The sequence below is a fragment of the Luteibacter sp. UNC138MFCol5.1 genome (genome assembly GCF_900110505.1).
In the GTDB taxonomy this organism is placed as follows: domain Bacteria; phylum Pseudomonadota; class Gammaproteobacteria; order Xanthomonadales; family Rhodanobacteraceae; genus Luteibacter.
Map to the genome: position 1 here is coordinate 24,959 of NZ_FODZ01000003.1, position 19,433 is coordinate 44,391.

General features: G+C 64.4%; 25 protein-coding genes and 1 tRNA gene. 21 read left to right on the forward strand and 5 right to left on the reverse strand.

The window, feature by feature from the left end; translation table 11 throughout:
- The first annotated feature begins 95 nt into the window (after window positions 1-95).
- The 11 genes from phaR to BMY69_RS08420 all read left to right on the forward strand — a co-directional run bounded on the left by phaR (window position 96) and on the right by BMY69_RS08420 (window position 8,576).
- Entirely contained in the window at window positions 96-596 is a 501-nt protein-coding gene (gene phaR, locus BMY69_RS08370) for a polyhydroxyalkanoate synthesis repressor PhaR (protein ID WP_090053768.1), read from the forward strand.
- An 88-nt stretch (window positions 597-684) separates the two neighbouring features.
- The gene (locus tag BMY69_RS08375) at window positions 685-2,046 is read left to right on the forward strand and encodes an FAD-dependent oxidoreductase (RefSeq protein WP_090177074.1); all 1,362 of its coding nucleotides are present in this window, start codon (window positions 685-687) and stop codon (window positions 2,044-2,046) included.
- Between the two features lie 128 nt (window positions 2,047-2,174).
- Window positions 2,175-2,810 (forward strand): cytochrome c biogenesis heme-transporting ATPase CcmA, encoded by a 636-nt coding sequence (gene ccmA, locus BMY69_RS08380; protein WP_090177077.1) that lies wholly within the window; start codon window positions 2,175-2,177, stop codon window positions 2,808-2,810.
- Window positions 2,807-3,493, forward strand: a complete 687-nt coding sequence (ccmB, locus tag BMY69_RS08385; protein WP_090053774.1) for a heme exporter protein CcmB — start codon at window positions 2,807-2,809, stop codon at window positions 3,491-3,493. Before ccmA ends, ccmB begins: the two co-directional genes overlap by 4 nt.
- A gap of 64 nt (window positions 3,494-3,557) precedes the next feature.
- Window positions 3,558-4,319, forward strand: a complete 762-nt coding sequence (locus BMY69_RS08390) for a heme ABC transporter permease (protein WP_090177079.1) — start codon at window positions 3,558-3,560, stop codon at window positions 4,317-4,319.
- Window positions 4,316-4,495 carry a heme exporter protein CcmD gene (ccmD, locus tag BMY69_RS08395; RefSeq protein WP_090177082.1) on the forward strand — a complete coding sequence of 60 codons (180 nt, stop codon included), beginning with the start codon at window positions 4,316-4,318 and terminating at the stop codon, window positions 4,493-4,495. Before BMY69_RS08390 ends, ccmD begins: the two co-directional genes overlap by 4 nt.
- Complete coding sequence (gene ccmE, locus BMY69_RS08400) at window positions 4,495-4,962, forward strand: cytochrome c maturation protein CcmE (protein ID WP_090177084.1); 468 nt, start codon at window positions 4,495-4,497, stop codon at window positions 4,960-4,962. The genes ccmD and ccmE overlap by 1 nt, the downstream gene beginning before the upstream one ends.
- The gene (locus tag BMY69_RS08405) at window positions 4,959-6,929 is read left to right on the forward strand and encodes a heme lyase CcmF/NrfE family subunit (protein WP_090177087.1); all 1,971 of its coding nucleotides are present in this window, start codon (window positions 4,959-4,961) and stop codon (window positions 6,927-6,929) included. Before ccmE ends, BMY69_RS08405 begins: the two co-directional genes overlap by 4 nt.
- Entirely contained in the window at window positions 6,926-7,468 is a 543-nt protein-coding gene (locus BMY69_RS08410) for a DsbE family thiol:disulfide interchange protein (RefSeq protein WP_090177090.1), read from the forward strand. Before BMY69_RS08405 ends, BMY69_RS08410 begins: the two co-directional genes overlap by 4 nt.
- On the forward strand, window positions 7,468-7,905 hold the full coding sequence (locus BMY69_RS08415; RefSeq protein WP_090053786.1) for a cytochrome c-type biogenesis protein: 438 nt from the start codon (window positions 7,468-7,470) through the stop codon (window positions 7,903-7,905). The genes BMY69_RS08410 and BMY69_RS08415 overlap by 1 nt, the downstream gene beginning before the upstream one ends.
- Entirely contained in the window at window positions 7,902-8,576 is a 675-nt protein-coding gene (locus tag BMY69_RS08420) for a tetratricopeptide repeat protein (protein WP_090177093.1), read from the forward strand. The genes BMY69_RS08415 and BMY69_RS08420 overlap by 4 nt, the downstream gene beginning before the upstream one ends.
- A 67-nt stretch (window positions 8,577-8,643) precedes the next feature.
- Here BMY69_RS08420 and BMY69_RS08425 read toward each other — a convergent pair whose 3' ends face one another.
- Window positions 8,644-9,036: a hypothetical protein gene (locus BMY69_RS08425; protein WP_090177096.1), complete on the reverse strand. Its 393-nt coding sequence runs from the start codon at window positions 9,034-9,036 to the stop codon at window positions 8,644-8,646.
- 201 nt (window positions 9,037-9,237) lie between these two features.
- Between BMY69_RS08425 and BMY69_RS08430 the strand changes: the two genes are divergently transcribed.
- The 10 genes from BMY69_RS08430 to BMY69_RS08460 all read left to right on the forward strand — a co-directional run bounded on the left by BMY69_RS08430 (window position 9,238) and on the right by BMY69_RS08460 (window position 16,900).
- On the forward strand, window positions 9,238-10,341 hold the full coding sequence (locus tag BMY69_RS08430; RefSeq protein WP_090177098.1) for a homoserine O-acetyltransferase MetX: 1,104 nt from the start codon (window positions 9,238-9,240) through the stop codon (window positions 10,339-10,341).
- 63 nt (window positions 10,342-10,404) lie between these two features.
- Window positions 10,405-10,983 carry a cysteine dioxygenase family protein gene (locus tag BMY69_RS08435; RefSeq protein ID WP_090053791.1) on the forward strand — a complete coding sequence of 193 codons (579 nt, stop codon included), beginning with the start codon at window positions 10,405-10,407 and terminating at the stop codon, window positions 10,981-10,983.
- 23 nt (window positions 10,984-11,006) lie between these two features.
- Window positions 11,007-11,093, forward strand: a tRNA-Leu gene (locus BMY69_RS08440).
- Between the two features lie 183 nt (window positions 11,094-11,276).
- A complete protein-coding gene (locus tag BMY69_RS08445) occupies window positions 11,277-12,503 on the forward strand; it encodes a tyrosine-type recombinase/integrase (RefSeq protein ID WP_090177101.1) in 1,227 nt (408 codons plus the stop codon).
- Window positions 12,504-12,591: 88 nt separating this feature from the next.
- A complete protein-coding gene (locus tag BMY69_RS19295; RefSeq protein WP_143070430.1) occupies window positions 12,592-12,795 on the forward strand; it encodes a hypothetical protein in 204 nt (67 codons plus the stop codon).
- Window positions 12,796-12,806: 11 nt separating this feature from the next.
- Window positions 12,807-13,166 carry a S24 family peptidase gene (locus BMY69_RS19300; RefSeq protein ID WP_143070431.1) on the forward strand — a complete coding sequence of 120 codons (360 nt, stop codon included), beginning with the start codon at window positions 12,807-12,809 and terminating at the stop codon, window positions 13,164-13,166.
- 69 nt (window positions 13,167-13,235) lie between these two features.
- Complete coding sequence (locus BMY69_RS19305; protein WP_143070432.1) at window positions 13,236-14,210, forward strand: P-loop NTPase family protein; 975 nt, start codon at window positions 13,236-13,238, stop codon at window positions 14,208-14,210.
- Between the two features lie 112 nt (window positions 14,211-14,322).
- Entirely contained in the window at window positions 14,323-14,532 is a 210-nt protein-coding gene (locus tag BMY69_RS08450; RefSeq protein WP_218143147.1) for a helix-turn-helix transcriptional regulator, read from the forward strand.
- A gap of 337 nt (window positions 14,533-14,869) precedes the next feature.
- Entirely contained in the window at window positions 14,870-16,006 is a 1,137-nt protein-coding gene (locus tag BMY69_RS08455; protein ID WP_090177105.1) for a hypothetical protein, read from the forward strand.
- A gap of 282 nt (window positions 16,007-16,288) precedes the next feature.
- Window positions 16,289-16,900 (forward strand): hypothetical protein, encoded by a 612-nt coding sequence (locus BMY69_RS08460; RefSeq protein WP_090177108.1) that lies wholly within the window; start codon window positions 16,289-16,291, stop codon window positions 16,898-16,900.
- Window positions 16,901-16,932: 32 nt separating this feature from the next.
- Here BMY69_RS08460 and BMY69_RS08465 read toward each other — a convergent pair whose 3' ends face one another.
- From BMY69_RS08465 to BMY69_RS08475, 4 genes are all read right to left on the reverse strand, one after another.
- Window positions 16,933-17,241: a hypothetical protein gene (locus tag BMY69_RS08465; RefSeq protein ID WP_090177110.1), complete on the reverse strand. Its 309-nt coding sequence runs from the start codon at window positions 17,239-17,241 to the stop codon at window positions 16,933-16,935.
- Between the two features lie 106 nt (window positions 17,242-17,347).
- Complete coding sequence (locus BMY69_RS08470; RefSeq protein WP_090177112.1) at window positions 17,348-18,361, reverse strand: hypothetical protein; 1,014 nt, start codon at window positions 18,359-18,361, stop codon at window positions 17,348-17,350.
- 12 nt (window positions 18,362-18,373) lie between these two features.
- Window positions 18,374-18,718: a hypothetical protein gene (locus BMY69_RS19310; protein ID WP_143070433.1), complete on the reverse strand. Its 345-nt coding sequence runs from the start codon at window positions 18,716-18,718 to the stop codon at window positions 18,374-18,376.
- A gap of 132 nt (window positions 18,719-18,850) precedes the next feature.
- Window positions 18,851-19,132, reverse strand: coding sequence for a hypothetical protein (locus BMY69_RS08475; protein WP_090177114.1), 282 nt, complete (start codon window positions 19,130-19,132; stop codon window positions 18,851-18,853).
- Between the last annotated feature and the right edge of the window lie 301 nt (window positions 19,133-19,433).

Below are 19,433 nucleotides of genomic sequence, written 5' to 3' on the forward strand. Positions count from 1 at the left end.
CTAAATCGATCCAAATGAAATCGGCTCGGATGTAAACGATTACGCGGGTCCGCGGCAACTGGTGCGGCGCAATACCTCGTGGTAGCTTTCGCCGCATGGCACAAACCCTACGCATCATTAAGAAGTATCCGAACCGTCGTCTGTACGATACGGAAATCTCGAGCTACATCACGCTGGAGGAAGTCCGCCAGCTGGTCCTCGACGGGGAAACTTTCGAGGTCCGCGACGCCAAGTCCGGCGAGGACCTGACCCGTTCCGTGCTGCTCCAGATCATCGCGGAGCACGAGGAGCACGGCCAGCCGATGCTGTCGCCCCAGCTCCTCTCCCACATCATCCGTTTCTACGGCGATTCGCTGCAGGGATTCATGGGCCCGTACCTGGAGCGCAGCCTGCAGGTCTTCCTCGACCAGCAGCAGCAGTTCCGCAACCAGCTCAACAGCCTGATGGGCCAGACCCCCTGGTCGATGCTCAACGAGATGACCGAGCGCAACCTCGACGTGTGGAAGTCGATGCAGCGCGGCTTCCTCGACGCCGCGACGGCCAAGCCGGCGGAACCCGTCCGCCCGGCGACGCGACCGGGCAAGAAGGCGGGCTGAGCCCGTCCGGCCGCCTTGGGCTTGCCCACGGCGGCGCTGCGGCGCACGATGCGCTGCCCCGCAATATCGCGCACGGACACAGGCCTCCATGCCCCGTAACGACATCGCCGTAGTCGGCGCCGGACTCGTCGGCGCCCTCGTCGCCACGCTCCTCACCCAGCGCGGGTTCCGCGTCACCGTCTACGAGCGCCGCTCCGATCCGCGCCTCGCGGGTTTCGAAGGGGGCCGGTCGATCAACCTCGCCCTCGCCGAGCGCGGATTGCATGCCCTGCGCGCGACGGGCCTGGCCGAAAAAGTGCTGGATCAGGCCGTGATGATGCGCGGCCGGATGGTCCACGACCCCGCGGGTCACAGCGGCCTGCAGCGCTACGGCGTCGACGACTCCGAAGTGATCTGGTCGGTGTCGCGTGGCGGGCTCAACACCTTGATGCTGGATGCCGCGGAAGCCGCCGGCGCCACGATCCATTTCGACCAGGGCCTCGTCGCCGCCGATCTCGACGCCGGAACGCTCACCCTCGGGGCGCCGGACGGCACACGGCGGACCGTCGACGCGCCGGTCGTGATCGGCGCGGACGGCGCCGGTTCGGCCCTGCGCGCCGCCATGCACGCGCATTCGCCGCTTGGGGAGCGCGTGGAAGAGCTGGGCCACGGCTACAAGGAACTGGAGATTCCTCCCGGCCGCGATCCGTCGGCGCCTTTCGCGATCGAGCGCAACGCGCTGCACATCTGGCCGCGCGGTCATTACATGTCGATCGCCCTGCCCAATCGCGAAGGCAGCTTCACCGTGACGCTGTTCCTCCCGAACGACGGGCCGCATCCGAGCTTCCGCACGATCGCGGGCGTCGGCGCCGCCGAGGCGTTCTTCCGCGCGGATTTTCCCGACGCGCTCGCCCTGATGCCGGATTTCGCGGCCGACTGGGCGGCGCATCCGGTCGGCACGCTCGGCACGCTCTACCTCGATCGCTGGCACATCGGGGGGCGCGCCCTGCTCATCGGCGACGCGGCGCATGCGATCGTGCCGTTCCACGGCCAGGGCATGAACTGCGGGTTCGAGGACGCGGCGGAACTGGCGGAACTCTTCGCCGCGACGCCCGACGATCCGGCGGCCGTGTTCGCCGCGTTCGAGGCGCGGCGCAAGCCGAACGCGGACGCCATCGCGACCATGGCGCTGGAGAACTACGTGGAGATGCGCGATTCGGTCGCGGATCCGCACTACCTGCGCAAGCGCGAACTCGGCGCGCTGCTCGCGGAGCGCTCGCCGACGCACTACCTCCCGCGCTACCGCATGGTCACCTTCACCCACCTTCCGTATGCGTACGCGCTGGAGCGGGGTCGGGCGCAGGACACGTTGCTGGAGCAGTTGCTGAAGGGTCATGACAGCGTCGGCTCGGTGGATCTGGACGCGGCGGTGCGTACGCTCGAAGCCACCCTGCCTCCGCTGCCGCTCTAACGGTCTCCTAGTACCGCGGCGCAGGACCTGTCGCGTCCGGCGAAGAGCTGTCGCGGCCAGGTCCGCTCCCACAGGGGGGCGACCCTCGCGCCATGGACTTCCTTGGCATACCTCGCAACAATCGCCGGATGCCTGCTTCCGCCGAACCACCGATCCTCCTCGAAGCCCGCGCGCTGTCGTTCTCGCGCCAGGACGAGCCGGTGTTCGGGCCGGTCGACTTCGCGCTGCGCGCGGGGGAGATCGCGCTCGTCGAGGGCGACAACGGCAGCGGCAAGACCACGCTGTTGCGCGTGCTGACCGGGATGCTGCGCGCCGGCGAAGGCGAGGTGCTTCTGGACGGCCTGCGTTTCTCGCTCGACACGATGGCCGGTGCCGTCGTCTTTCTCGGCCATCACCTGGGCCTCAAGTTCGACCTGAGCGCGCGGGAGAATCTTCGCGTGAGCGCGGGCCTGTACGGCCTTCGCGCCGACGCAGACGCGGACGCCGCGCTGGCGGACACGGGGCTCGCGGGGTTCGAGGACGAACCGGTACGCCGCCTTTCCGCGGGTCAGAAGAAGCGCGCCGCGCTCGCGCGCCTGCTGATCCTGCCGGCGCGCGTCTGGTTGCTCGACGAGCCCTACGCGAACCTCGACCGCGACGGCATCGCGCTGGTCAACCGCCTGCTCGACGACCACGCGAACCGCGGCGGCGCGGCGCTCGTCACCAGCCATGGCGCGGTGAGCTTCGCTGGCGGCGAACCGCGGCGCATCCGGTTGCACGCATGACGCCGGGCAGCACTCCCGCCGCCTGCGCCGCCCTGCTCCGGCGCGACCTCACCCTGGCCTGGCGGCGCCGCGGCGACATCGCTATGCCCGTGCTGTACGCGCTGATCGTCGCCACGCTGTTCCCGTTCGCCCTCGGACCCGAGCCGCAACTGCTCGCCCGCATCGCCGGCGGCGTCGTCTTCGTCACCGTGCTGCTGGCGGTGCTGCTGTCGCTCGACCAGCTCTTCCGCGCGGACATCGACGACGGCTCGATGGAGCAGCTGATGCTCGCGCCGCAACCGCTGGCGTTGCTCGTCGGCATGAAGATCCTCGCGCACTGGATCACCTCGGCGCTGCCCCTGATCGTCGTCGCACCGCTGCTCGCGGGGATGCTGAAACTGCCCGCCGCCGCCCTGCCCGCGCTGGTGATGGCCCTGGGCATCGCGACGCCGCTGCTCAGCCTGCTAGGCGCCGTGCTCGTCGCGCTGACGGCGGGATCGAGGCGCTCTGGTATGCTTCTGGCGCTCATGTTGCTGCCGTTGTGCGTGCCGGTCGTGATCTTCGCCGCCGGGGCCGTGGCCGCCGCGCAGGAAGGGCTGCCGTGGATCGCGCCGATCGCCTGGCTGGGCGCCGGACTGGTCATGGCGGTCGTCCTCGCGCCGCTCGCCTGCGCCGCCGCGCTTCGCATCGCCATGGACACCTGACGCACGCAGCCGTGCGGCCCGTAGGGGGACGCCCGGCTTACCGCACGCAACCCCACGAGGATCGATGGCTAACTGGGTTCCGCTCTGGCTTCACCGCCTCGGCTCGCCGCCGGTGTTCTACCGTTTCGCCGGCGCCGTGCGCCCGTGGGCGCTCGGCCTCGCCCTCGTCCTCGGCGCGGTGGCCCTCTATGCGGGCCTCTTCGTGGCGCCCGCGGATTACCAGCAAGGGGACGCGTACCGCATCATCTTCATCCACGTGCCATCCGCCTGGATGAGCCTCTTCATCTACGGCGCGATGGCGGTGGCGGCCTTCGTCGGGCTGGTGTGGCGCATCAAGATCGCCGAGGTCGTGGCGATGGAATCCGCACCCGTCGGCGCCGCGTTCACCCTGATCACGCTCGTCACCGGCTCGCTTTGGGGCAAGCCTATGTGGGGCACCTGGTGGACGTGGGACGCGCGCCTGACCTCCGAACTCGTGCTGCTCTTCATCTACCTCGGCATCGTCGGCCTGTATCACTCGTTCGAGGATCGTCGCCAGGGTGCGCGCGCGGCATGCTTCCTCGTGCTGGTCGGGGCCGTGAACGTGCCGATCGTGCACTTCTCCGTGAACTGGTGGAACACCCTCCATCAGGGCTCCACCGTTCGCCTCGTCGGTCCGTCGCACATCGAGGCGAGCATGCTTTGGCCGCTGCTGACCATGATGGTCGCCACGAAGCTGTATTACATCGCCAGCCTGTTCGCCCGCGTCCGCGCCGACCTCATCGCCTCCGAAGGCGGCAAGGCGTGGGTGCGCGACCTGCTGGTCCGCGAGGGAGGCGCCGCATGAACCTCGCCATGGGCGCCTACGGCTTCTATGTGTGGAGCGCCGTCGCCGTCTTCCTCATCGTCCTCCTGATCGACACGCTGGCGCCACTCGCCAGGCGCCGCCGGAACCTGCGCGACCTGCGCGCACGGATCGCGCGCCAGGAAAACCGCCGCCGGCCCGGAACCTCGCAGAGCTAATGAATCCAACGCGTAAGCGCCGCCTCGCCATCGTCATTTCCGTCGTCGTCGCCGCCGCGATCGCGGTGGGCCTCATCGTGTTCGCCCTGCAGCGGAACATGAGCTACCTGTTCACCCCGAGCCAGGTGCAGGAAGGCCAGGCCACGCAGTACCCGACCTTCCGCCTGGGCGGCATGGTCAAGGCCGGATCGATCCAGCGCGCGGCCGACACGCTGAAGGTGAGCTTCATCGTGGTCGACGACGCCGGCGCGATGCCGGTGGAATACACCGGCATCCTCCCCGACCTGTTCCGCGACAACCAGTCGGTGATCGCCACGGGCCGCATGGACAGCGGGCGTTTCATCGCCAGCGAAGTGCTGGCCAAGCACGACGAGAACTACATGCCGAAGGAACTCAAGGACGCCATGGCCAAGGCCCACGAGAATCGTCGGATCGACGACAAGGCCACCCAGGACGCCACCCCATGATCCCCGAACTCGGCCAGTTCGCCCTCGTTCTCGCGCTGCTCCTGGCCATCGCACAGGGCCTCCTCCCCATCGTGGGGGCGTGGCGCGGGAGCGCGGCGCTCATGGCCGTGGCGCGGCCCGCCGCCGCCGGTCAGGGCGTCTTCGTGTTCGCGGCGATGGCCATCCTGATCTATGCGTTCGCGACGTTCGATTTTTCCGTGGCCTACGTCGCCGACAACTCGAACCTCGCGCTGCCCTGGTACTACCGCGTCACCGCGGTGTGGGGCGCGCACGAAGGCTCGATGCTGCTGTGGGTCACCATCCTCAACGTGTGGTCGGTGGCGCTCGCCGCGCTGAGCCGGCACCTGCCGCAGCCGTTCGTCGCGCGCGTGCTCGGCGTCCTCGGCCTGATCGGCGTCGGCTTCCTCGCGTTCATCCTGTTCACGTCGAACCCGTTCGTGCGCGAACTGCCGATGCCGGCGGACGGCGGCGACCTCAACCCGGTGCTGCAGGACCCGGGCATGACGTTCCACCCGCCCGTGCTCTACATGGGCTATGTCGGCTTCTCGGTCGCCTTCGCGTTCTCGATCGCCGCGCTACTCGGTGGCGAGATGGAGCAGGCCTGGGTGCGCTGGGCGCGCCCGTGGACCAACGTCGCCTGGGCGTTCCTCACCATGGGCATCGTGGCGGGCAGCTGGTGGGCCTACGCGGAGCTCGGGTGGGGCGGCTGGTGGTTCTGGGATCCCGTCGAGAACGCGTCGTTCATGCCATGGCTGGTCGGCGTCGCGCTGATCCACGCGCAGGCCGTGACGGAAAAGCGCGGCTCGCTGCCGGCGTGGACGGTGCTGCTGTCCCTGTTCGCCTTCTCGCTGTCGCTGCTCGGCACGTTCCTCGTCCGCTCGGGCGTGCTGACCTCGGTGCACGCCTTCGCGTCGGATCCGCGCCGCGGGCTCTACATCCTCGGCTTCCTCGTCGTGGTGATCGGCGGCTCGCTGCTGCTCTACGCGATCCGCGCGCCGAAGGTCGCGACCGGTAAGCCATTCGCGCCCCTGTCGCGCGAGACCGGGATCATGGTCGCCAACCTGCTGTTCACGACAGCCGCCGCCATGGTGCTGCTCGGCACGCTGTTCCCCCTGATCGGCGACGCGCTGAACCTCGGTCGCGTTTCCGTCGGCCCGCCGTACTTCGGCTTCCTGTTCGTGCTGCTCATGGCGCCGGCGGTGCTCCTGCTGCCGTTCGGGCCCTACCTGCGCTGGGGCCGCGCGGAGGGCCACCAGCTCACGGCGATGGCCCTGCGCGCCGGCGTGGCCGCGGTGGTCTGCGCCGTCGTCGCGGCGTTCTTCGCCCAGGGCCAGCTGCGCGCCATCGCGGGCGTCGGCGGCGCGGTATGGGTCGCCGCCGGCACGCTCGCCTACGTGATCAAGCGCTGGCGCGAGATGCCGCGCGGGCGGCGCTATCCCGCGGAGATGGCCGGCATGCTGGTCGCGCACGCGGGCGTGGCGATCTTCCTCATCGGCGTGATGCTCTCCGAATCCCTCAGCGTCGAACGCGACGTCCGGCTGGCGCCGGGTACGAGCGCGTCGATCGGCGGCTACGATTTCCGCTTCGACGGTGTCGAGGAAACCGAAGGCCCGAACTGGCGCGCCGACGAAGGCATCGTGACGATCCTGCACGAAGGCAAGTCGGTCGGCACGATGCATCCGCAGAAGCGCACCTACTCGCGTGGGCAGGTGCAGACCGAATCGGCGATCGACGCGGGCCTGTTCCGCGACATCTACGTCGCGCTCGGCGAGCCGATGGACCCGAACGACGTCCAGGGCGCCTGGGCTCTGCGCCTGTATCACAAGCCCTTCGTGCGCTGGATCTGGCTCGGCGGACTGTTCATGATGGCGGGCGGCTTCTTCGCCGCGGCCGAACGGCGTTTCCGCGCGAAGAAGACGGCGGCGGCCGACGTGCCGGCCGCCGCGCCGAAGGAGTCGCTGGCATGAGCCGCCTGCTGCCTCTCGTCGCGTTCCTGCTGCTCGCTGGACTCTTCGGCTTCGGCATCTGGTGGAACACCGGTCACGATCCGCACGACATCGCCTCACCCCTGATCGACAAGCCGGCACCGGCCTTCGCCCTGCCCGTGCTCGGCGAGCCGTCGCGCACGGTGGACAAGACCTCGCTGCTCGGCAAGCCGTACCTGCTCAACGTCTTCGCCAGCTGGTGCGTCGAGTGCGTGCACGAACACCCGATCCTGATGACCGGCGTGAAGCGGCTGGGCATCCCGCTCGTCGGCTTCAATTACAAGGACGAGCCGCAGGCCGCGACCGCCTGGCTCGCCGAACACGGCAATCCGTTCGACGTCGTCGTGGCCGATCGCGACGGACGCGCCGGCATCGACTTCGGCGTCTACGCGGCGCCCGAAACGTTCCTCATCGATGCGAAGGGCGTCATCCGCTACAAGCGCATCGGCCCGATCACGCCCGACGTGCTCGAGAACGAGATCCGGCCCGCCATCGCCGCGCTGGCAAAGGAAACGCCGTGATGCGCCGCGTCCTTCTGGTGCTCGCGCTGTGCATGCTGTCGGCCGCCGTGTCCGCGCAGGCGATCCAGCCGATGCCGTTCCGCGATCGCGCCGAGGAAGTCCGCTTCCAGAAGCTCAGCGCGGAACTGCGCTGCCCGATGTGCCAGAACGAGACGCTCGCCGACTCCAACGCGCCGATCGCGCACGACCTGCGCAGACAGGTGTTCGAGATGATGCAGGCGGGCCGGAGCGACGACGAGATCAAGGCGTTCCTGGTCGAGCGTTATTCGCAGTTCGTGCTGTACAAGCCGCCCGTCGAACCGTCGACGTGGCTGCTCTGGTTCGGCCCGCTGCTACTGCTCGCCGTCGGCGGCATCGTCGTCGCCGTGCAGGTTCGCCGCCGAGCGCGCCTGGCGCCCGCCGCTCCGCCGGCCAACGACAACGGGGACGACTGGTGACCCTCGCGTTCTATCTCACCGCCGCGGCCATGCTGGTCGTCGCGCTGGCCCTCCTCCTCGTTCCGCTGGTCCGCCAGGGCCGCCGGGACGGTCGGTCGCGCGGTGTTTTCGCAATCGTGGTCGCCATCGCGATCCTTCTGCCGACCGCCAGCGCCGCCCTGTACATGCTCGTCGGCACCCCCGTCACGCTCGCGGGTGTCGAGCCGCCGAAGGAAGTCACGCTCGACGACGCCATCGGCGAACTCGTGCGGCGCCTCGAGGAGCGGCCCGAGGACGCGCAGGGCTGGATGCTGCTCGGACAGGCCTACGGGATGGCCAAACAGCCCGCCGCCGCCCGTGACGCCTACGGCAAGGTCATCTCCATCGACGAGCGGAACGTGCCCGCCATGGTCGGCTGGGCGGAAGCCGATTCCCTCGCGCGCGACGACCATCGGATCGACGGGCGCGCCTTCGAGCTGCTGCAGCGCGCCGCCAACGCCGCGCCGGACAACCAGCGCGCGCTCTGGCTGCTCGGCATCGCGCAGTTCCAGAAGGAACGCTACGCGGACGCCGTCGCGACCTGGCGCCAGCTGCAGCCGTTGCTCGACCCGGATTCCAACGTGGCGCACGCCGTCGCCCGGCAGATCGCCGTTGCCCGAAGCAGGATCTCACCGGCGAATCGTCCCGAATGATTCGCGCCTGACCTCGATGTGTCGAGATCGGAAACAGCTCTTCCCTTTGTCCGGAAGATAGGTGCGGTCAGAGATAAGTGCATTGAAAAACGGACACGCTCGACCAGGTTTGCTCGCTTGAACCGGATGTCTCGATGTACAAGACCTGAGCTTCGAATACGCCGGTAGGATGAAGTGTCCCCAGCGAAGACGCCGGTAACTGGAACTTCACCTCGTCGAGGTCTTCGAAAGTGAGAGTCCGCCGATACACCTCGACGGGGGCGCCGCCCACATGCCTGATCCAAAGGTAGAGCGTATCTCGTACCTTCAGCCCGTGGTCATCGCCAAGTTCGATGCTGAAATCGAAATCGGGGTATTCGGTGTCGATGATCCCGAAATGCGGTTCGGTCTCGCTTATGCGCGCCTGGTCGATCCATGCATACGTCGAGCTAAGTGCCTTAGCGCTTCCTTTACCGTTCATATCCTGCCTCCTTGGCTGATGGTGATGCCAGTCTGCTCATCGCCCATCCACCGGTCAATGACCAACGTCACGCGTAAACGGCCCCTCCAGCGAAGATGCCGCCGAGCCGACGATTTTCATCGCACCATCGCGAACGCCCACCGCTCTCTCGCCGCCGCGGACCGAAAGAAGTAGCCTAAGAAGTCATGCAGTGAGGTAGTCATGGGCGACGCGAGGCGGTATCACACGTTGGGTTCACCCTTCCATTTGAAGCGCGGCGGGGTGCTTCACGGCGCGCGGGTGGCATACGAGACCTGGGGCACGCTTTCGCCGACGCGCGACAACGCTATCCTGATCCTTACCGGGCTGTCGCCCAGCGCGCACGCGGCCTCGAACGCCGAGGACCCGACACCGGGCTGGTGGGAGGCGATGATCGGGCCGGGTCGCGCGTTCGACACCGACCGCTTCTTCGTGATCTGCGTCAACTCGCTCGGCAGCGACAAGGGTTCCACCTGCCCCGCCTCCATCGATCCTGCGACCGGCGCGCCGTATCGCCTGACGTTTCCCGAGCTCTCGCTCGAGGATGTCGCGAACGCGGCGTGGGAAGCGGTCACCGGCCTCGGAATCGTGCAGCTCGCCTGCCTCGTCGGCTGCTCGATGGGGGGCATGGGCGCGCTCGCGTACATGCTGCTGCACCCGGGCGCCGCGCGCACGCACATCAGCGTCGACACCGCACCGCAGGCGCAACCGTTCGCGATCGCGATCCGCTCGCTGCAACGCGAGGCGATCCGCCTCGACCCGCACTGGAACAAAGGCCAGTACGCGGGCGACGAATGGCCGGAACACGGCATGGGCATCGCTCGCAAACTGGGCGTCATCACCTATCGCTCGGCGATGGAGTGGAAGGGCCGATTCGCGCGCATTCGCCTCGATCCCGACGATCGCGACGAGACCTCGCCGTTCGGTTTCGAATTTCAGGTGGAGTCGTACCTCGAAGCTCACGCCAAGCGCTTCAACCGCCAGTTCGATCCGAACAGCTACCTGTACCTGTCGCGTGCGAGCGACTGGTTCGACGTGGCGGAGTACGGCGACGGCGACGTCATGCGCGGCCTGGCCCGTATCCAGGTGGAGCGCGCGCTGGTCATCGGCGTGAGCACGGACATCCTGTTCCCGCTGGAACAGCAGGAAACGATCGCCAAGGGACTGGAAGCGGCCGGCGCGCACGTCGATTTCGTGGCCCTGGATTCGCCGCAGGGCCACGACGCCTTCCTCGTCGACATCGACAACTACAGCCGGGCCATTGGCGGGTTCCTGGCCTCGATCTGACCCACGGTTTGGTATGATCGGGGGCGAAACGGGCCCCCACGTCTTCCCCACGAGGTTCCACCCATGATCACCGTCGACTTCCCGGGCAGCCGCAAGCTCATCGACGCCATCGACACCGCCGTGGCTCAGCCGAGCACCCCGGCCCTGACGGATTCCCTGCGCAACGCGCTATGCCGCCTGATCCGCTCCCAGGAGGTCATCCTGCCCTCTTGCGTCATGGAGACCGCCGGCGACCACTACGCCCGCCGTGAGCTCTATCGCAGCGACGAGCACGGCTACAGCGTCGTCGCCATGACCTGGGGCCCCGGCCAGGGCACCCTGATCCACGACCATTCGGGCATGTGGTGCGTCGAAGGGGTCTGGAACGGCGCGCTTGAGATCGTCCAGTACGAGCTGCTCGGCCACGACGCGGAGCGCTACCACTTCCGGCCGGTCGGCTCGATCCAGGCGGGCCCCGGCTCCGCCGGCAGCCTGATTCCGCCCCACGAGTACCACACCATCCGCAACCCGAGCGACGACGCCGTGGCCGTCAGCCTGCACATCTACTCGGGCCGGATGACCCAGTGCGCCGTGTTCAACCCCGAGGGCGACGACTGGTACCACCGCACCGAGCGCAAGCTGGGCCTCGACCAGGTCCACTGATTGACGCATAATCGCGGGCCCCAGCCGAAATGGCGGAACCGGTAGACGCGGCGGACTCAAAATCCGTTTGTAGAGATACAGTGTGGGTTCGAGTCCCACTTTCGGCACCAAAGATTGATCTAAGGGCATCGACGATTCTCCGAAGCCCTCGAAGAACCCGCCTCAGCAGCGGGTTTTTTTGTGCCCGTCTTTCCTGAGGCAGCCTCTCACGTCCACCCGCAGCCCCTATTGCATGTGAGTAACTTTGTGCGTAAGGTATACCCGTACTCACCGCGAGCCCTCGGGTTACTCAAATGCTCACCGACGCCAAACTGCGCGCCCTCAAGCCCAAGGCCACGCTCTACCGCGTGACGGACGCAGCGGGGCTGGTGATCGAGGTTCCGGTCAGCGGCGGCCTTCGCTGGCGCTTCCGTTACCGCTTCGAGGGCAAGGCGAAGATGCTAAGCCTTGGCACGTACCCCTCCGTGACGCTCGCCCAGGCTCGTCTCCGTCGCGATGCCGCCCGTGCCTCGCTGGCAAATGGGATCGACCCGAGCGCCAGCCGTCAGGAGGCGAAGCGCGCACGCTCCCTCGCTTTAGCCCCTACTCCCACTTTCCAATCCGTCGCCGTGCTCTGGCTCGCCCGCCAACAGGTCGCCGAAGTCACGGCTAATAAGAACAGGTGGCTGCTTGAGAGCTTCCTGTATCCAGACCTTGGGCATCGTCCGATCAAGGAGATCACCGACCGGGAAATGCTCACGACCCTTCGGAAGATCGAGGATGCAGGCAAGCTGGAAACGGCCAAGCGAGCCAAGATCAAAGCGGGCCAGATATTCCGCTACGCCATGCTTGAGGGGCTGGCCGAGCGTGACCCCACAGGCTCCCTCCGTGGCGCTCTAAAGGCACCCAAGGTCAATCATCACGCGGCCATCGTGGACCCGCTCAAGATCGGCGAGCTTCTCCGTGCCATTGATGGTTTCTCGGGCCAGTACGTCACCCTCTGCGCCCTTCGTCTCGCTCCCCTCGTGTTCGTCCGCCCTGGCGAACTGCGTCGTGCTGAGTGGTCCGAATTCGACCTAGACGGGTCCGTGTGGCGTATTCCCGGAGAGAAGATGAAGATGAAGGCGGCGCACATCGTCCCGCTTTCGACGCAGGCCGTCGCCATCCTTCGCGAGCTTCAAGGCTTCACGGGGCACGGCCGCTATGTCTTCCCGTCCATCGCCAGTGGTGTCCGTCCGATGAGCGAGAACACGGTAAACAGCGCACTTCGCCGCCTCGGCTACACCGGCACGGAAATGACGGGCCATGGGTTCCGTAGCTTGGCCGCTACACGACTCAATGAAATGGGCTGGAATCCGGACGCCATTGAGCGCCAGCTAGCCCACGCTGAATCCAACAAGGTCCGCGAGGCATACACTCACGCCGCTCAGTACCTCGACGAGCGCACGCGGATGATGCAAGCCTGGGCGGACTACCTTGACGGCCTTAAAGCCGGTGGCAAGGTCGTTGCATTTAAGTCGCAGGCGGGGTCTGCGGCGTAAGAATTCCGGCGCGTGCCGGAAGCGGCGGGACGAGGTGCTGACACACCCCGCCCGCCTAACCACCACCACGACAGTAGGAGTCGCGATCATGGCTACAAATAGTGTAACGGCACATTCGGATGGATTGACGGCCCTTTCGAGGCCCTCCCCGGCAATTCAGGTTCTCTACGCCGAGACGGCGGATGAGCACGACCTGCTCGTCCTCTTTCGCCAGCTTTCGCGTTGTGATCAGCAGGCTGTCCTGACGGCGGTGCGTACGCTCGCTGCGGGCAATGTCAGCAAGTCGAACTGAGGAGAGCCACCATGGGTAACGAACTGCATGCTAGCCGCGCGAGCCATGAACAGCTTACCGAGCTTCTGAGCCCCTCGTCTCAGATCCGGCGCCTCCGTGTGCTCGACGACGCCATGCGAGGAACAATCTGCGCTGGCGACATCATCACCGTTGACACTGGAAATCGGGATATTGACAGCGGCCATTGCTACCTCGTTGTTTCAGAGGGGGCCGTGCGGGTACGACGCCTCTCATTTGAGGGAGCGGTACTAAGCGTTAACGCCGATAGTCCTGACAAGACCTCATACCCAGACGCGATTGTGGCCGCCGGAGCCGATGACTTCGTCGTATTGGGTCGAGTGATCGATAGGCAGGGTGACAAAGGGCTTTAGTGCACGCAGACATGTGGACGCGGCCCCTGTTGCCTGGGCCGCGTCGACCTACGATGAGTACGCGATTTCATGAGCAAGAAATTCGTTACGTCGTTATATGGCTGGAACAACGACGAGGCCTGGCGCGACGTCACAGACAGAGCCTTGATCAGACGACGAGAGTTGCTTCTCGCTGACGACCCGACTGCCGACAAATTACTAGCCTACGGTTCCGACCACCGCAAAGACACCGCACTCTCAGCGAACCGCATTCTAGACCCCGCTGGTGGCGTTTACTTGCGCCCTATCGATCAGCATGAAGATCCGACGGTATGGGTTGTACATCATCAAGTAGAGCTTGGAAGCCTCGGTCTCTCTCCGATATTTGCGTGCGGGCTGGCCGTAAAGGGCGACGAAGGCGTCCGTGAGATATGCGAACGACTGCCGTTCGAATCGCCTGACGATGCCGTCACGTTTTTCCTCGATGCTCTATCACAGCCGAGAGCTCGGCAAATCGGACATGCGCTCGGAGGGTCGACAGCCGCCAGGGCTTTCGGACTTGCAATGCTGCCAGAGAGCGCAGAGAAGATCACCTCGCGTCCGAATCCAACTTCAGGAGAACTCCTCGACCTTACGGTTGAACTTAGCCATGCAGCGGGCCACCTGCACGATGTTCTTAAAAAATGGCACGAAAGCGATGCCTTGCGCTACCTGAAAGACGCGAGGCACGGGGAGACAGCGAGTAAAAGGACTCTTGCGCCAAGATTCCCTAGCGACCTTGCGCTACTTCTTGAGGGCCTTCGAGCCCTGGACGCAGACCTTCATCAGCATCCGAAAAGGCTTGGGCGACGTGTAGCGGCGGGACAAGACCAGCTAACGGCGACGATTATCGCTAGGTTCTGGAAGATCTGCGGGCTAGGAACGTTGAGCTTGTCTCAGCAATCCCGCTTTATCCGCGTCTGCTCGGCCATCCTCCCGTGGCACGGAATCCATAAGGCCGACGTAGCGCAGTTCATGAAGGCAGCGATGAAGAAGGAGCGTCGAAATGGAGTGGTAATTGGCTAGGAAATCGGCATTTTTACCACCGTAGCAACCGCTCGGCCTGGCCGACATTTTACGTCTGACGCGACATGTCCACTCGGGGCTCCAATAGGCCACCAGCCTATGGAGCCGTCGAATGCAGACCTCAGCAAGCCCTATCCGCTTTATCCGCCTCCCGGATGTTCTCAAACAGACCGGGCTGAGCCGATCTTACGTCTACAAGCTCGAATCAAAGGGGCAGTTTCCGCGTCGCGTCAAGCTCGGCGTGCTGGCCTCTGCCTGGATCGAGAGCGAGGTACAGAACTGGTGCGCCGATCGAGTTGAGGCCACGCGAGGTGCAGCCTGATGAACGCCCTCCGCTGCCCCCGCTTCGACTCGTGCAACGCTCCGGTGTGCCCGCTTGACCCGCAATGGCCCCGTGCCCAGCACCTCAAAGGTGAGCCTGTCTGCGGACTGCTGTCCGAACTGGTGAAGGTCGGCGGAATCAGCCGCCTAGGCACCCGCCTATCTAGCGAGCAGCTCTCTATCTTGGTTCGCGAAAGGCCGAAAGTAGAGGCTAGGTGGGGTGCCGTCCGTTCGCAACTGAAAAGGGCTGCACGAACAGGCTCACGGATCGAGGCCCTCGCGAAAGTGAGGAATGCAGCGAACCGAGATGCTGTCTCGGGCGAGGCGGGGGAAACTGCATGACCTCAAACGAGAGCGTGCCAGGCGAAACCTACTTCAAAGTGCCGATGGTCGCAGCACATGCGTTAGCGGTTGCATACCGTCGCCCCGAACCCCTGATTGCATACCTCGTGCTCTGCTACGCCCGCTACAGAGACTATAGAGACAAGGAGAGGGACGACAACGGCAAAGACTACAAGGAGCACACGTCGGCGGGAGCAAAGCTGATGACTCGGGTCACCGGGATTAGCCGCCCTCGTTGCGTGCAAGCCATGCAAGCCGTGCATGACTTTCGTGGCGACGGCCTCAGGTTGAGTGAAGTTACAAACCTGCGTTCCGGCTACGGGACGGTTTACCGACTGCCAGTGCTCTCCGGAGAGGTCGCCTACCTGCCTAGCATGATAGTCGAGAAGGATGCTGCCGGAACTCTCCTCCGGCAGATGTGCAACCCCCGTTCTACGGCCTCGTCAGAAGTCCGCTTAGATGCAGTGATCGCCCTACTGACGTTGTACGCGGTGATCGACTACAAGCACGAAGTCGGCGCCTCAACCTCTGCATATCCGTGGCAGCCATGGGAGCACGAAGGTTTCGTTGACATCTTTGAACTTGGCTGCCAAGTGGAAACTTCTGCTGGTGATATCTGGCTAGTAAAGGCCCCATCCGATGACTGGAAGTGCTCTACGTACGTAGCCAGTTCCATGTACCCAGGTTCAGACGATCCGATGCGTAAGCTTAGTCGCGCCCTGGCTTTTCTCGTAGAGATTGGGGCGATTACTCGCCTTGCTGTTGCCTCGATGGGCGATACAAGCTACCCGCTCTGGTACTTCAATCCCAACACACGACGACTGTTGGATGAGTCGTTCGGGATCAACACCCGGTTTGCTCGCGACCTTCATGCCTTGGCGTGCCAGACGGGAATTGATGCAGACAACCTGCTGATGCGCAGTGCCGTTGAGGACGACAACCCACGTGGAACCGGTCTCTTCTACTGCCTCACCGAGTCGGGAGGCCATCCATCCGTTCGAACGCTAATCATCCCCAGGGTCTATGCCCCGACTCCCGACAACATCGAAGGCCTCGTCTACACAGCGGAGACAACCAGCCACATGAGCCAGTTATTAGGGCCTCTGGGTGCCGAACTTCGACGCTGTGCCTAACTTGTCACTTCTATGTCCTTCTATGTCCTTCTATGTCTTTCTAAGCTTTCTAGGACTTTCTATGACTTTCAAATATCAAGAGGTCATCTTCCGTAACCAAGCTCAGGCGACGCACGAGACCGAGTCGTCGTCATTCCGGATGCAATGGATAGAGCCAAATCGCCAGCCGCCCCATAACCTGCACTCAATTGGCGTAACCATCGTCGTACTTCCGGGAGGATGCATCCTCCACTTACCCGACCGGCGCTCTTGGCGGCGCAAGTGCACTTGAGGAGATCGGTCATGGCTGACGGCGGGCGGTCCGAGAACGACGAACTGGTGATCGAGGCGGTGGCGAGGCGAATCGTTGCCGCCTTCGGTCAAGGCAACCACTGGCAACCGGACTGGCATAGGGCATCCCCGTGGAGCGACAACGTCACCCAAGATCGCGCGGGGCTGATGATCCTGCGACGTGGACGAACCGAGGAAAAGGCCGTCAGGGACAACGGCAAGATTCTCATCCCCGCCCACCGAACTTGGTCATCGCGTCACGTGCAGGTAGCTTTACCAAGGCGAGGCCAAGATTTCGGCGCCCTAGCCGCCTTCGCATTCGCAAAGCTTGACGGGCCTCTAGAGGCCATGCTCATGCTCTACGCCACAGGGGATGTACCTCGTTACTGGCCCGCTGTCGAGCGGTATGCCCTGGCATGCGTTCGCAGTCCGTTCGCATCGGAGGCCGTGACAGACGCGGTGCAGCGAATCTTGTGTGGGAGGGCGGCGATTTCGATGGACGATCGCGCAAGGCAACTTGGCGTGCGGGCCACTGGATACCGAAGGCTTACGCGCCGCATCGAACGCTTGATGCGTGAATGGCTGCGTAGGGCGGCGGGACAATATCTGGCCGCGATGGGGTGAGGACATTCGGTCCCTCACCCCCGGGCGTAGTCTTACTTGGCCGAGACTTTCGAAGCAGTACAAACACCAGACGCCGCTTGGTCGTAGGTGATGGCGACCTGGGCTCCACGACTTTGAGCGGAGAGCAAGACCGCCATCATGGCCCGTGAGTTGTACTGGCTGAGGTCCGGAAGATACACGACGCCAAACGTGCACGGGGCGGAGAAACCTTCCCTTACCGCCACGTAGCCGGTGCCCTGAGCACCAAGATCAGAAATGGTGCGACCAGCGTCCTCGTTGGCCAACACGGAGGTCGACGCCAAAGCGAGCACGGTAGCGATAGCGAGCGAGTAGCGATTCATAGGATTGTCCTTTGAAATGATCAGTGGTTGAGCAGAAGGTCGGTGGCGGCACTGACATCCGGATAGACCGGTTGCAGAGTGATCACCTGAGAATCCGAGGCATTCGCTAATCGAGAAGGAGCTGCAGCGCTGCCGAGATATCGGTAGTCGCCGCGCAGAACTGCTTGTCTGCCGGGGAAGATGCGCACTGTAGATCCCTGATCTTCTTGCCTTCGGCCGTATACTCTGCCCGCAAGGAGGGGATATCCCTGATGCCCTTGCACGAGTCCTGATTGGCCAGCCGCGAGAACCAGGCAAACGGTGCGATCCACGTGACGCTGGCATCGTTCTCGATCGCTGAGAAATAGCGACCCCGAGGTTCCACCGAAACGTCGTTGCACCCCTGCATTGCCCCAGGCACTACGATGTATTTCTTGCCCGGGGTCAGGGACTTCAACGCGTTGAAGGTATTCCGCCATTCCGAATCGCTGTCCCCGTAGTGGTCGAATCCCACCCAGTCGAGCAATTGCATGCCACGTTCAAAGCCCTTGAAGTGCGACGTCAACACGGCCGCAAGCGGCAGCCCAGCCGTTTCGGCCGTTTGCCGGATGGTTGCAGCCACGTTTACGAGATTCGGATTGGCCGCGCCGTTGACATCCCAAAGGTATTTGTCGTCATTGTTGGGTTCGTCAATGAGGTACACCGCCACGACCGTGCTTCGCGCAGGATCCCCGGGTACGATGTAGCCCCGTGCGGCCATCTTGCTTGCCAAGCTTTGCCACGCAGCGACGCCCGAGGGGTCGAAGACTTGGCGACCGCTACCCGGAGCACTCGGCTTGTAAAGGAACGGGAAGGCTGAAACCACCGCATGCGCGCCGACCGCCTTTGCTTTGGCCAGCTGATCGAGCACATAGGCTTCGGTGGCCGCGCGACCCGCCGGACTTTCGTCACCGGACCAGTAGAGGATGGAGTAGAGGTTGATGTGGTCCTTCATCTCGGGCAGGGCCGACCCGCCCGGCGAGATGTTGAAGTCGATGGGGTAATCCGCGCCGTAGTACCCGAAATACTTTTGGGTGGACTGAGCATGGGCCGCGCCCGCGATGGCCAAGAAGGCAGCGACGAGGTAACGAGAAATGTTCATCGTGCCACCTCGTTACTGGTCATTAACAACGATGATGTTGACGTCTTCGCTATCGCCCCATCGGGTACACGTCCCCGAACCGTGCACGTCGATGCTGAGATGCGACGCCTTGGCGACCAATAGTGCTGCGTACTGTCTCTTAGACGTTTCGGTGTTTTCTCCCGGCAGCACCCACGTCGTGTTCGATATGCCGCAACCCGCCCTGTTATTGATGGTTCCTGACGTCTCGAAATAGACGAGGCCATCGCTCTGACGGACATAGAGTCGCGTCACATAGCCAGCCGTGACCGTACCTGCCGATGCCGGTATCGAGGCAAGCATAAAGAGGGCTGCAAGACCCATTTGTGACAGTTTCATTTTTCCCCTTTGATGAGTACGCGCCGGAGGAGCGCGTGGCATCGTGCCTATTAACGCGCGATCTCATCTGTAGGGGATGACCGTCGAAGCGTGTAGTCTTTCGCCTACATTCCGACCAGTGGGGACGTGTTCTCAGACTGGCTCGAATCCGAGGTCATCCAGACGGTGAGCAAGCGCCAGCATTGCCTCGCCGTAGCCGCCGGTAGGCTCGGTCCCGAGCGGCCCAAGCCGATCAAGGACTCTAGCGGCCGCGATCACGACATCAACGAGTCCTGCCGCATCTGCCTTGGCGACGACGAGTTGCGCACGGAACCTCGCCTCGTCAAAGTCCACAGCCAGTGCCGCGTCATTCATCGCGACAGACTCGTGCACGATCTCGGCGATGGTCAGGATTTGGGCTTCTCTGGCGTCCATGATCGAAGTCTAGCGGGGCCAACGGTTTGCCGTCGAAACCTATCCCCGTGCTGGCGCTCCGTCCACATTCTTGAGACTGCTCGGGGATATGGTGCGCCGATGACCAAGGTGCATTGGACAAGACCAGGCGACCCAATGAGCGCTCCGATGCCTCACCAGTACGGCGTCGCAGACAACGGGGTTCCCTTTGTGATGATCCGGCCGCTGGCGTCTGGAAGCCAGTGGCGGGTAAGCGTCTACCCGAGCGGTGACAGCGACAAGGCGATAGAGGCTAGGGCGGGCTCGGAGCGCCATGCAAAGC